This is a genomic window from Mammaliicoccus vitulinus (assembly GCF_029024305.1).
GTDB lineage: Bacteria > Bacillota > Bacilli > Staphylococcales > Staphylococcaceae > Mammaliicoccus > Mammaliicoccus vitulinus.
Window position 1 is genome coordinate 190,974 of sequence record NZ_CP118974.1, and the last position, 12,261, is coordinate 203,234.

The following is a 12,261-nucleotide window of genomic DNA, read 5'->3' on the forward strand; positions in this document are numbered from 1 at the left end:
AATTTAGGGGATGGAATATATGTTATACGGAAAAGATTTTGTGAATACTCATAGCAAGACACTTGCTGATGTATTAAAAACTGAAATCACAAAGTTACTAAAGCCAAGTGAAAAGTTGTTTTCTTTTGCTTTTTCAGGTAACAAAAATTCTTATTATATTACATTGCTGAATACGGATTTACACCAGTGGATAACATTTAGAATTAGTGATCATAAGAGAAAGGGAACGCTAAAGTCACTGTATACCGTTTATTATGATCATTATCAAGATGTTGAAAGCATGATGGAAATTATTAAACAATATTTAGAAAAAACATCATGGTGTAACTTTAGTTATAAGCATTATTTCATTTTAAAAGCGATTAAAGATATGCCTAATTATAGAGGGAAACTATTAGTGAAAATTCCTAAAGGAGATTACAAGCATATTAGTCATAAAGTGACGTTTGAACAAGAGGTTAATGAAGGGAAAGTATTGATTGAAACGAAAGATATAGAAGAAAACACAACGAAAATCATGCGCTCTTTATATGTTCAAGATATGATTACTAGTGAATTGTATCGACATACAAGAAAGTCACAAGTATTTGTGCCTACTCTAGGAAATAAGATGCTCGATCATTTTCACTCACTATATTATAAACAGTATGAAGATGACTTTTCAGAAGATATTTTTCGAGATTTTAGAGTACCGGATAGTGTAGAACAAATAGTTGAAGCGGATGATAAAGTTATATTAAAAATAGAAGACATTAAAGCCTTCAATCGATACTATGTATATGGTCTCATAAACAATGAAAACAAAGAACTCATACATATTGGTTATCACCTGGGAAATTTAAATATTCAAGATTTAGAAGACATTCCAATCATAAAAGATTATAAACATAACGAAAGATTACTCATAGATCACGCCCTCATATCTCCAGTCGTGTTTATGACAGATATAAGCGAGCGAGAAGCCCAGATTGCCGTGAAAGCACTCATTAATCAATATCGAATATTTAATCCAGCAAATTTAGGAGACGTCGTATCATATAATCAAATGTACAATTATGCCAATGATTATCAAACAAAAAATTATGAAATCAGCTCGAAAATATACGGTAATCTAAATATGATACAACAACATATTCAAACGCAATATATCGATATAGAAAAATTGAAAAACCCAAATATACTCATCGTGAAACTCGCAATAGACACAACCGGACATAGCGTACCAGGAATGAGAACATACTCAACATCATCTAAAATTCTCAAAAGAGCAGTCGTAAGTGACTTAGAAATCAGTGAACAAGTAGCAAAGAAGACACAATATATAATAGGCATTCATCCACATGATGGAAAAGTCATAGCAGTATTTAAAGTGAAAGAACATAAAAAAAGATATACGAAATTCGAAAACGAATCAGGAACATCTAAATACAGCTTTAACTTCTATGCTTATACAGAAAAAGTAACAAGCATCAATGATATCAAACTCATCAAAACGAATCACACTGTATTAACCAACTATAGATTTGTAGACGAAAACGGGAAAATGACGAAGAGTAAACGAAAAATCGTGTTTATTGAGAGAAATAGATGAAGAATAGAAATTTACCATTTTTTGAAGGGGGTTGTTATATATATATAAAGATTTATTTCATAGTATAATGTGTATATGTATACAAAAAGAGTATAAGGAGTTGTAAGAATGAGTGAATTTATAGCAGCTTTAGTAGGGGGAATTTTAGCTTTAATAGGTACATTTTCTGCTGTTTGGCTACAGTTTAAAAAACAAGTTAAAGATAAAGAAAGAGAGTATAATAATGATTTAGTGAGTATGATTGATATACTGACATATAAGTCTTCTAAAGTAAGAAATAACAGACTAGATTTTAAGAATGCTAATTATAGTAAAGAGAATACTATGGAAATTTATTATGATGTAGAACAAGATTTTCGTTCTTTAGATCAACTAATGCAAGAAGTAATAACAATGATGAGTCATCATATTGATGATTCTAATGCATCTATTCAAGAGTTACTAGGATTTTATGAGCCAGTAGAAAGTAGATTTAACAAATTTAGAATAGCATACAAAATATATAACCAAAACTATAACTTAGCCGATTTTGATAAGAATGCCATAGCTTTTTCAAAAAGGAAATTAGACGAAGCTTTAGGTGAATTCGTGAATAACATTAGGGAATTTGCTAAAAATACATATAATCATAAAGTATACGAACCTAGTTTAAATGGTTTAATTCCCAAAAGTGAAGCTATATATAAGAATAAAAATAATTGTTGATAAATAGTCTATGTAGGTTATGAATTGTAAAGATAAGTTAAAAATTTTTATTTACATTTTCTAGGAGATTTATTATAATATCTGTATAGCACTATTTTCATAGGCAACATCAAACCCCCTTACTACTGTAATTAGTAAGGGGGTTTATTTGATGCTGGTTATTTGTCGCCATTTTTCTTACGTTTATCTAACCAGTATGATAACAACGTAAGTGTCACACCTACAATGATAGGTGAGATAATGTTCGAAAGCACTATCTCCATAGGCACCACCTTGTTTTATATTTTTATAAGCAAGGTGATTTTTTAATTTATATATATTAGAGATTAAGGTATTTCACTTTAAATAATTCTTTGATTTTACAGTTTTTATAATGTATATTTGTATTAATTACATATATTTTAAGAGGTGACTAAATGATTTCTATTAACACTAATTTACTCGATTCGATTGTTAAAGGTATTATTGCAGGTTACAAGGATTATATTGATGTAAGAAAAGAAAAAAAGGAAACAATGCAAATCAGTGATGCTTATGCATTTGTAAAATCTAATCATATTGAAGATCAAGTATATAAACATATCAATCAGTATGTAAATATTAGAAAGCAAAATGCTGGTCCATCATGGAAATTATTAAAGTTTAATACAAATGAAGAGCAAGGCAAAAATAAAATCACTTTTATTTTTAAGAATGAAAAATATTTTGATGATAAAAATGTTACGTTTGGTAAAAATCCATTGAATGATAAAGAGAAGAAAGAGAAAAAATATTTAAAATCTTTAATGGAATTTAATAATGGGCTTGATTTTAAACAAATTCAGTTAAAAAGTCAGGAATCATATCAGTTAGATGCAGACAGTTTACTTTTTAAAGATATAAATAATGAAAATAATCATGAAGGTAATATTTTTGCTATTATCACTTATGGTATTGATGTTATATCTAGACAATTAAATTCTGCAAAGTTATGGATACCTAATCCAAGTGATAATACAGCAGTCATGTATTATGATTTAACAGAAAAATTATTGAATATAATCAAAAGTGAAGAATTGTATATTATTGATGATAAAGATTTAGAAGTTCTAAAATCTGATCATGATTTAGATGATATTATTGTAGACCCAGTGTATGAATTTGGGTTTGGAATTGAAGAAGAAATGGAATTTGATAAGGATTAAAAGAATAGGTGAAATAAATGTTTATTGGGAGCAATCTCGAAAGTATTCGAATGCTTAATGGATTAAGTCGTAAAGAACTTTCGGAAAAAGTTGATGTGAGTGAACAGGCTATATGGCAATATGAAGTTAAGAATATGATGCCTGAAATTAATAAGATTTATGATTTGTCTAAGTTATTTCATGTGAAAACAAGTTATTTTATTAGTGAACAACCTGATGCTTTTAAACAGAATTCAGTTGATAAGCATTCTATAGCATTCAGAGCCAAAAGTTATAAAGTATCTACAAAGTTATTGAATAAACAGCATCATCAAGCTAATTATTTGTCTAATTTCACAAATTATTTACTTTCATATGTTAAGTCACCTGTAATGCCTATTTTTGAGTTAATTAATCAACTTGAAGATTTTATAATGTCAGCAGGGGATATGGATAGAATTAAAATCGTCAAGATGTGTGCAAGTATCAGTAGAGAGAATTTATTAGGAAATAATAGTAATAATCGTTTGTTATTTTATTTAGAAAAATCAGGTATTATGGTTTACGAGAAGGCTATAGATAACGAAGCGGATGCATTTAGTTTTTGGTCTGATTCTGATATACCATATATTGCTTTAGGTAATAATAAAGGCGTTGCTGTGAGAAGGAATTTTGATATCGCGCACGAATTATGTCACTTACTTCTACACAGACATATTGAATTTGATATTTTACCTCAAGATGAATATAAGCAAATTGAAAAAGAAGCAGATATATTTGCAGCTGAGTTTCTTTTACCAGAAGCTGAATTTATTAATGACTTTAATAAACTAACAAAAAAATCCAATCCGGATCATATTAAATTATTAAAAGAAAAATGGTTTGTTTCTATTCAAGCTATAGCGATGAGAGCTTATTATCTTGATTTAATGACTGATGTTCAATATAGATATTTTTGGTCTTCTGTTAATAAAAAAGGGTATAAAAAAAGAGAACCTTTAGATGAAGAAATTAAATTAGCTAAACCTGTAAAAATTAATAGCTTATTAAACTTTTTCTTCAAAGAGCGTGTGATAACACCTGAATATTTATTAGAGGATTTAAAGGTGAGTTCTGAGTTTTTAAGTGAAATGGCAAGCATTGATAGTCGTTTAATCGATAAGTACAAGGAAGTAAATAGGAGCACTAATACGGATGTAATATCAAATTTATTTAAATGAATTTAAAATGATAATAGTTATTTTATCTTTAACGATAACAAAAAAGACGCTCAACTGAGCGTCTTTTTTTATACTAATGCTTTAAAGTTTTCTAAGCGATTTGCTTTTTCTTCTTCACTGATATCATGTGCTTTTACGTAGCGGTTACTTTCATGTTCTGCACATTCGTGTGAACATGCACCTAAATATTTATGTTCGTTTTCTTCATTTACTAAGAATTGACGGTTACATTCTGGGTTACTACAGTTAATGTATCTTTCGCATGGTGTACCATCGAACCATTCTTTACCGACTACAGTTTTTTCTACTTGGTTCACATCTACACTAATACGTTCGTCGAATACATACATTTTACCGTCCCAGTATTCACCTTTAGTTTCTGGGTCTTTACCGTATGTTGCAATTCCGCCTTCTAGTTGGCTTACATCTTCAAATCCTTCTTTAAGTAAGAATCCTGAGAATTTTTCACAACGGATACCGCCTGTACAGTAAGTAACAATTTTTTTATCCATAAATTGTTCTTTGTTCTCTTTGATCCAATCTGGTAAATCTCTAAATCTTGTAATGTTTGGACGGATTGCTCCGCGGAAATGACCTAAGTCATATTCGTAGTCATTTCTAGCATCGATTACGATTGTATCATCTTCTAATAATGCTTCTTTAAATTCTTTAGGTGATAAATAATTACCTGTTAACTCTCTTGGGTTTACATCATCTTCTAGATCTAAAGCTACGATTTCAGCTCTTGGACGCACGTGCATTTTTTTGAAAGTATGTTCTTCTGCTTCATCAATTTTAAATGTGATACCTTCAAATCTTTCATCTGCTTTCATTTGTTCCATATATTTGTCTGTGTCAGCTTTCGTACCTGAAAGTGTCCCGTTAATACCTTCCGTTGCTACTAAAATACGGCCTTTAAGCTCTAGGTCTTTACAAAATTCTAAATGTTCTGTTGCAAAAGTTTCAGGGTCAGTAATTGTTGTATATTTATAAAACAATAATACTCTATAATCCATTTTCTAATCTCCTCTAATTCTGTTTATTAATTTATATTAAAAGTCTATTTGATAGTATCTTTGGTGAAGTATGGAACGATATTAATATGAGTGCACATTTTTATCCTCATTATATTGTATCAAAAAAGTTGCATTTTTCAATTGTTTGATTTTGCGAAATAATATGAAATCGTTTTTATTTATCTATTTAACATGAAATCGAGGTGGAAGGGGGATTCATTTTATATGTTGAATGATGTGAAAGTTATAATTGTTTTTATCCGGTTCTACTAGTGAAGGATTTGGTTTAACGCTAATGGAGGCAATAGGATCAGGGTTAGGAATGATTGGATTTGAAGTTGATTATGGTAATACAACTTTTATCGTTCATGACGAAAATGGTCATTTAATACCTATAAATATAACCAAACAATCTGAACAACAAATTGTAGAAAATTTAGCTGATGCCATTATACAATTTTTCAATAATGATCATGCAGCTTATCATAATCGTTCTTATGAAATCGCTGAAACTTTTAAAACAGAAAATATAAAACAAAGATGGTTTGTTTTAATTAAAGAGGTGCTACATGATTAATCTTTTTGAATCATTCGACACAAAAACTAAAGTACTTTATAAGACATTTAAAAATGTTGGTATGGACAATGAAACAATCGTGATTGAAGAAGATGGATTTTTACCTTCAAATGTACTAACGCCTTATCAATTTTTTGCGTGTAACAGTAATCATTCATCAGATCCTTTATTTTTCAATCAAGTGATGATTCCAAGATATTGGGAGATTGAAGGTAGCAATAATTCAGCACAAGTTAAACATATGGGGGAAACGAAAGGTAGAATTATTTATAAAAAGAATTTTAGTTTTAGAATAGTTGAAAGAATAGAGTGGTTAAATAAAAATGGAAAGACACAAGTAATCGACTATTATAATAAGAACGGTTTGAAATATGCTCAATTGTTAGTGGATGATAATCAAAGAAGAATTATCAAGCGCTGGTTCAATGATAAAAATCAAGAAATTATAACTGAGAATTTTATAACAAATGATATCATTTTAAAATGGCGTGACAAGGAATATATTTTTCATTCAAAAGTTCAGTTTGTCATCTTTTATTTGAAAGTAGCTAATATTTCCATGGACAGTTTTTTAATAAATTCATTATCTATATCTTGTGCAGTGCTACACGACTTAAAAGTTGAAGGTAATGATTATTTGTTTTGGCAAGAGAAAACAGGAGATACGATACCTGGAAATATGAAGTTGATGTTATCTAAAAAAATGCGAAGTTGTCATATTATAGCGCCAAGTGAACATGAATTTAATCACTTATCTGAGCTAGTAGAAGAAGAACATAAAAATCGAATTTTGAAATCAGGTTATGTATATGATTTTGTAGGTCAGAACCAACAATCCCATAATGTTTTAACATTAACAAACTCTGATCAAATTCCTCATCTAGAAGAGATGGTGAATAGTCTTCCACAATACCAATTTCATATTGTAGCTTTAACAGAGATGTCACAAAAATTGATGAAACTAAATAGTCATGAGAACGTCATGCTATTTCCTAACGCTCCAAAAGATAAAATTCTTTCTTTATATCAAAAATGCGATATATATTTAGATATTAACAAAGGAAATGAAATTTTGGATGCAGTTAAAAGCGCATTTGATTATCAATTGCTCGTGTTAGGATATATAGAAACACTGCATAATGAAAATTATATTGCCACAGAAAATCAATTTTCATTAGAAAAATATGCTGAACTAATAGAAACTTTAAAAGAACTAGATAATAATGAAGCTATGAGAAATAGCAGATTAAGACATCAATTAGCACACGCAGGTTCAATAGATAAAGTAACATTTATAGAAGGATTTAAATAAGCGCTTAGGCATCAATCACTTTCTCAAAATAAATCACCCAATCCGAAATTGTATTAACGGATTGGGTGATTTTTATATTTTTGATTCTGAGGAATACACTTTACAAAATCATTACTTCCAACCTTTATGATTTCTGTATTTATAAAAAGCTGAAACATCTATGTTTTGTTTCTCGGCAGTTTTGATAACTTGTCCTACATTTTTAAAACCTAATGATTTAAAATAATGAATAAGTTGAGTTTTAGTTAAAGGGTCTGTATGTTTATTTAAAAGCACTGCTAAATCTTCCGTAGTGTGGAAAGGTAAACGATCATCATCGTGTAATGTGATACCATTTTGAGAATAAGTTCTCGCATTAGCATGATTCGCTTCAGTGACACTGACTGCTCCAAAACCTAAAATAACAGCCGATAAAGTAACAGGAATTAATTTTTTGAAATTCATATAATCATCTCCATTTCGTTTGATGAGTTGATTATAATATAAAAAAATCCAAAAAATCGGCATTTAAAAGTTATTTAATAATAGTTAAGAAACAGTTAAGGAATGGGTGATTTTTATATACTTTTCTCCATTAATAACTGCATATCTCCATCATTGTTTACTTCTACGCCGACGTCTTTAAACCCTAGACTAATGTATAGTTTGTAGGCGATTTGATTTGGTTTATCTACAAGTAGGGCAATGTGCTTAATATGGGGCATATGCTCTAATAGATATGTATCTAGTAGTGCTAAACTTTTTTTAGCATAACCTTGTCTTAAATGACGTTCATCTGTAGATAATGATCTTACAAATATAGTTGTTTCTGGTGTTGTAGAAAAGTAATTCGTAAATTCACTGTCTTCATGTAAGACAAAAAATACAACTAAATCATTTTGTTCGGAAAGCCCCAATATGCAATGTCTGTTGGGGTTTTGTTTTGCTAATCTAATATTATCTAGTGGTGCGATAGTGAATTGTAATTGGGAAGCATTAATCTGAAAGTCTTTGATATGTTTATAGTATGAGTCATTATATGATATTAATTTCATGTTACACCTCGTTGTTCAATTTAATCTGAAACGGTATCTCCAGGATTTAATTTTTGTGGGAATTGAGTTTATTGTATTTTAACATAATAATTGAAAATCCAATGTACTTACGGTGTTTTCTTGTATAATGGGCATAACTTATTTTTAGGAGCGTAATGTATGGAAACGATATATTTAGCAGGCGGTTGTTTATGGGGTGTACAAGCTTTCGTGAAGACTTTACCTGGAGTGATTGAAACTGAAGCGGGTAGAGCGAATGGTAGTAGTCATAATAGAGCAGGCGAGTATGATGGTTATGCCGAGTGTGTAAAGACGGTCTTTAATCCTGAAGTTGTAACAGTTAATGATTTGATGGGGTACTTATTTGAGGTTATTGATCCATATAGCTTGAACAAACAAGGTGTCGATGTTGGCTTAAAATATAGAACAGGCGTTTATAGTGAGAATTCAGAGCATTTAGAAGCAGCACGTCAATTTATTAAAAATAGAAACGATGCTGAGAAAATTGTGGTTGAAGTGATGCCATTAACGAATTATGTAAAAAGTGCAGAAGAACATCAAGACAGACTAGACAAATGTCCAGATGATTATTGTCATATCCCACAATCGTTAATAAATAAATATAAATGAAGCAGAGGCGTAAAAAGGTGACTGTGCTTGGATTTTGTATAAGGTGGTAAAAGACAACTCCTAGAATTCAAGTCGTAGGAGAAAAGGGTAAAGTCGTGAGTTAAGTCTGAAGTTAATCCAAGACTGATGTGCACCCCAAAAGTTGAACCTCAAATCTAGCTTATAGGGGTGCATTATTTATGAGAAAAAAATATGATTTTAACTTTAAATTAAAATTAGTAAAAGAGTACTTAGATGGTCAATCAGGTTATAAAGCACTTACCTTAAAACATGACATTTCCAGTTCATCTGTCATTCAAATATGGGTCAATCAATATAAAGAGTTTGGAGAAGATGGCTTACAAGAAAAAAGAAGAAACACTGTTTATACTAGCGAATTTAAATTATCTGTTATAAAATTTAGACAAGAAAATATGTTGTCTTATCGAGAAACAGCTAATCATTTTAAGATTATTAATCCTATAATGGTTGCCAATTGGCAACATCAATTTGATGAAAAGTGTCGTCTTGATCTAGCTAATAAACAAAAGGGACGGTCTATCAATATGGATAAAAAATATTCGGAAACTGATAATAAAAATTCATCTCTAAATGAAAATGAACGTGAAGAACTCGAAAGACTTCGCAATGAAGTTGAAACGTTAAAGGCAGGTATTGCTTATCAAAAAAAGTTACAAGCCTTGACCGACATATACGGAAGCAAAAATCAGAAATAGTAAAGATCATTACGTAACTACACGAAACACTTAATATAAAATTGAGTATTTTATTCAAAGTCGCTAAATTAGCTAAATCTGTATATTATTATTGGATAAATCAGTTCAATAAACCTAATAAAGATGATGAACTGATTAAAGTAATAAAAGAAATATGTAAGGAATCTAATTATACCTATGGTTATCGAAGCGTTACACAAGATTTAAGTAATAGAGGTATCAATGTAAATCATAAAAAAGTAAGAAGATTAATGAAAGAATTAGGGTTATCTTGTTCGAAATTTACGCATAGAGGGCGTAAATTTCGATCATTCAAAGGTAAAGTTGGTAAGGTCGCTAAAAATATAATAAATCGTAGATTTAAAACACATGTCCCTTTTCAAAAAATAGTGACAGATATTACAGAATTCAAGTTGAAGAATGGCCAGAAATTATATTTATCTCCTTTTATGGACTTATATAGTTCGGAGATTATTAGTTTTGAAATTTCAAATCGTCCTTCGTTAGAGATTGTCATCAATCCATTAAAAGAAATGATGGCTATGCGTCCAGATTTAAGCTATCGTTTAACGATACACTCAGATCAAGGTTGGCATTATCAACATTCGCAATACACTAAATTATTAAAAGCAAATAAAGTATTTCAAAGTATGTCTAGAAAAGGTAATTGTTTAGATAATTCAGTTATGGAAAACTTTTTCGGACTACTTAAACAAGAGATGTATTATGGTCAAGAATTCGAAGATTTTCAGCAACTAGAACAAGCTATACATCGTTATATTCATTTTTATAATAATGAAAGAATCAAATCAAAATTAAAAGGCTTATCTCCTAAAAAATTCAGGAAACAAACCTTTCAAATATCATACTAAAAAAGTTCAACTTTTTGGGTTCAGTACAGACATTGTCGAAGTCGTGAGTTAATTCTGGAGTTAATCCAAGAAAATGCCCAAGTCGTGAGTTAAGTCCGAAGTTAATCCAAGACATAGCCCAAGTCGTGAGTTAAGTCTGAAGTTAATCCAAGAAAATGCCCAAGTCGTGAGTTAAGTATTGAGTTAATCCAAGACATAACCAAAATTTCCCCTTGCTATCTTTTGTATAACTTAATATTGAGTCCAGCTACCTCTTAATTACTTTACAACATAAAAAAATCCCCGTTGCTCAACGTATTTGTTGTGCAACGGGGTTCTTTATATTCAATTCTTTATTTCATTGTCCGTGGTAAATACTGAAGTTGAGTGGTTTGATGTCGTTATTTGACCATTCTTCATATATTTTGCTTTTGTTTTTATCATTTTCAACGATGGTAATACCGCAGTCTCCGCCGCCAGCGCCGGATGTTTTACTTGCTCCGCCGTATTTTTCACCGATATCACATAGTTTTTTTAAATGTTGTGTCTCGATGTCTATTGTAGCGAATGAGTCTAAGTATTGTATGACTGTGCGATTTTTTCTAATTGTTTCTTGTACACCTTTAATATTGTTCGTTTTGAAGGCTTTGATAAGTTGCTCAACAAATGTTTGTGATTGATCAAGAAACTGTCCATATATTGTTGGGTCGGCTTTCAGTCGTTTAACTTCACTTACTAAATGGTGTGAAGAGGCTGGTGAACCTGTCCATCCGATTAGTACTTCCATATGTTCTGGTGCTTGTAGTGGTTCTATGTGTAGACCTGGCCAGTTTTTATAAAGGACTTCCAGGACAGATGTTTCTTCGATTTGTTGTTTGACCCAATCATGATCAAATGTACTATAGACTAACCAACCTGTGTAAACACTAACGGCTATATCGCCACAAGAACTTAAGCTTTGTAATTTCATGTTTGCGATAACGGCTAATTTATAAATGTATAAATTGGATAATTGCATATTGTAAAATTCATTTAAGGCTTTAATGACGGATACTAATACAGCGGCGCTAGAGCCTAATCCGTATTTATGTCCTGATGCATCATCTAGGTTACTATCTATTGTAAGGTTATAATGTCTTAAAGTGACATTTGAACTTTTTGCATATTGCTCAAAGACTTCGATAGCCTGTGTAATATATTTAAGTTGATCTGCTGCATCTGTATCAGAAATGATTATTTTATCTTGTTCTCTTTTAAAAGTAATCGGTTCATGATGTAAAGTCTTAGAATGGATAAACCCTGAAGTTGAATGAGTATCTTCTACAGTGGCCGTTACAAATCGGTCAACTGCGATTAATACAGATTTATATCCAGGCTCTGTTACTGCATATTCTCCAGCAATATACAGCTTTCCTGGCGCTTTGACTTGAATCATTTTATCTCTTC

Annotated in this window: 14 protein-coding genes; 9 read left to right on the plus strand and 5 right to left on the minus strand. The window is 30.4% G+C overall.

The window, feature by feature from the left end; genetic code table 11:
• Positions 1-19 precede the first annotated feature (19 nt).
• Complete coding sequence (locus PYW35_RS00925; RefSeq protein ID WP_103323296.1) at positions 20-1,591, plus strand: hypothetical protein; 1,572 nt, start codon at positions 20-22, stop codon at positions 1,589-1,591.
• Between the two features lie 108 nt (positions 1,592-1,699).
• Positions 1,700-2,296: a type I secretion system protein gene (locus PYW35_RS00930; RefSeq protein ID WP_103323295.1), complete on the plus strand. Its 597-nt coding sequence runs from the start codon at positions 1,700-1,702 to the stop codon at positions 2,294-2,296.
• A 158-nt stretch (positions 2,297-2,454) separates the two neighbouring features.
• Here PYW35_RS00930 and PYW35_RS00935 read toward each other — a convergent pair whose 3' ends face one another.
• The gene (locus tag PYW35_RS00935; protein WP_107537546.1) at positions 2,455-2,559 is read right to left on the minus strand and encodes a type I toxin-antitoxin system Fst family toxin; all 105 of its coding nucleotides are present in this window, start codon (positions 2,557-2,559) and stop codon (positions 2,455-2,457) included.
• Between the two features lie 153 nt (positions 2,560-2,712).
• Between PYW35_RS00935 and PYW35_RS00940 the strand changes: the two genes are divergently transcribed.
• The gene (locus PYW35_RS00940; protein WP_226908907.1) at positions 2,713-3,480 is read left to right on the plus strand and encodes a spr1630 family ClpXP-sensitive toxin; all 768 of its coding nucleotides are present in this window, start codon (positions 2,713-2,715) and stop codon (positions 3,478-3,480) included.
• Positions 3,481-3,497: 17 nt separating this feature from the next.
• Complete coding sequence (locus PYW35_RS00945) at positions 3,498-4,679, plus strand: spr1629 family repressor/antitoxin (RefSeq protein WP_103322250.1); 1,182 nt, start codon at positions 3,498-3,500, stop codon at positions 4,677-4,679.
• A 68-nt stretch (positions 4,680-4,747) separates the two neighbouring features.
• Here PYW35_RS00945 and trhO read toward each other — a convergent pair whose 3' ends face one another.
• A complete protein-coding gene (gene trhO, locus PYW35_RS00950) occupies positions 4,748-5,695 on the minus strand; it encodes an oxygen-dependent tRNA uridine(34) hydroxylase TrhO (protein WP_016912105.1) in 948 nt (315 codons plus the stop codon).
• Between the two features lie 250 nt (positions 5,696-5,945).
• On the opposite strand from trhO, the gene PYW35_RS00955 reads away from it, so the two are divergent.
• Together PYW35_RS00955 and gtfB are read left to right on the plus strand one after the other, a co-directional pair.
• Complete coding sequence (locus PYW35_RS00955) at positions 5,946-6,272, plus strand: glycosyltransferase (RefSeq protein ID WP_226908906.1); 327 nt, start codon at positions 5,946-5,948, stop codon at positions 6,270-6,272.
• Complete coding sequence (gene gtfB, locus PYW35_RS00960; protein WP_103322249.1) at positions 6,265-7,584, plus strand: accessory Sec system glycosylation chaperone GtfB; 1,320 nt, start codon at positions 6,265-6,267, stop codon at positions 7,582-7,584. The genes PYW35_RS00955 and gtfB overlap by 8 nt, the downstream gene beginning before the upstream one ends.
• A gap of 111 nt (positions 7,585-7,695) precedes the next feature.
• On the opposite strand, the gene spn is transcribed toward gtfB, so the two are convergent.
• Together spn and PYW35_RS00970 are read right to left on the minus strand one after the other, a co-directional pair.
• Complete coding sequence (gene spn / locus PYW35_RS00965; RefSeq protein ID WP_103322248.1) at positions 7,696-8,028, minus strand: SPIN family peroxidase inhibitor; 333 nt, start codon at positions 8,026-8,028, stop codon at positions 7,696-7,698.
• A 113-nt stretch (positions 8,029-8,141) separates the two neighbouring features.
• Positions 8,142-8,618 (minus strand): GNAT family N-acetyltransferase, encoded by a 477-nt coding sequence (locus PYW35_RS00970; RefSeq protein ID WP_103322247.1) that lies wholly within the window; start codon positions 8,616-8,618, stop codon positions 8,142-8,144.
• Between the two features lie 159 nt (positions 8,619-8,777).
• Here PYW35_RS00970 and PYW35_RS00975 point away from each other — a divergent pair, with 159 nt between their 5' ends.
• The 3 genes from PYW35_RS00975 (at position 8,778) to PYW35_RS00985 (ending at position 10,836) form a co-directional block, all read left to right on the plus strand.
• Positions 8,778-9,248: a peptide-methionine (S)-S-oxide reductase gene (locus PYW35_RS00975; protein ID WP_103322246.1), complete on the plus strand. Its 471-nt coding sequence runs from the start codon at positions 8,778-8,780 to the stop codon at positions 9,246-9,248.
• A 179-nt stretch (positions 9,249-9,427) separates the two neighbouring features.
• A complete protein-coding gene (locus PYW35_RS00980) occupies positions 9,428-9,964 on the plus strand; it encodes a helix-turn-helix domain-containing protein (protein ID WP_103323507.1) in 537 nt (178 codons plus the stop codon).
• Between the two features lie 41 nt (positions 9,965-10,005).
• A complete protein-coding gene (locus PYW35_RS00985) occupies positions 10,006-10,836 on the plus strand; it encodes an IS3 family transposase (RefSeq protein ID WP_204107874.1) in 831 nt (276 codons plus the stop codon).
• 337 nt (positions 10,837-11,173) lie between these two features.
• On the opposite strand, the gene PYW35_RS00990 is transcribed toward PYW35_RS00985, so the two are convergent.
• Positions 11,174-12,250, minus strand: a complete 1,077-nt coding sequence (locus PYW35_RS00990; RefSeq protein WP_103322592.1) for a phosphomevalonate kinase — start codon at positions 12,248-12,250, stop codon at positions 11,174-11,176.
• Between the last annotated feature and the right edge of the window lie 11 nt (positions 12,251-12,261).

Coding starts and splice junctions, on each gene's coding strand:
- PYW35_RS00940 (WP_226908907.1), top strand. CDS start 2,713: ATGATTTCTATTAACACTAATTTACTCGATTCGATTGTTAAAGGTATT.
- PYW35_RS00925 (WP_103323296.1), top strand. CDS start 20: ATGTTATACGGAAAAGATTTTGTGAATACTCATAGCAAGACACTTGCT.
- PYW35_RS00980 (WP_103323507.1), top strand. CDS start 9,428: ATGAGAAAAAAATATGATTTTAACTTTAAATTAAAATTAGTAAAAGAG.
- PYW35_RS00935 (WP_107537546.1), bottom strand. CDS start 2,559: ATGGAGATAGTGCTTTCGAACATTATCTCACCTATCATTGTAGGTGTG.
- PYW35_RS00945 (WP_103322250.1), top strand. CDS start 3,498: ATGTTTATTGGGAGCAATCTCGAAAGTATTCGAATGCTTAATGGATTA.
- trhO (WP_016912105.1), bottom strand. CDS start 5,695: ATGGATTATAGAGTATTATTGTTTTATAAATATACAACAATTACTGAC.
- PYW35_RS00930 (WP_103323295.1), top strand. CDS start 1,700: ATGAGTGAATTTATAGCAGCTTTAGTAGGGGGAATTTTAGCTTTAATA.
- PYW35_RS00970 (WP_103322247.1), bottom strand. CDS start 8,618: ATGAAATTAATATCATATAATGACTCATACTATAAACATATCAAAGAC.
- PYW35_RS00975 (WP_103322246.1), top strand. CDS start 8,778: ATGGAAACGATATATTTAGCAGGCGGTTGTTTATGGGGTGTACAAGCT.
- spn (WP_103322248.1), bottom strand. CDS start 8,028: ATGAATTTCAAAAAATTAATTCCTGTTACTTTATCGGCTGTTATTTTA.
- gtfB (WP_103322249.1), top strand. CDS start 6,265: ATGATTAATCTTTTTGAATCATTCGACACAAAAACTAAAGTACTTTAT.
- PYW35_RS00990 (WP_103322592.1), bottom strand. CDS start 12,250: ATGATTCAAGTCAAAGCGCCAGGAAAGCTGTATATTGCTGGAGAATAT.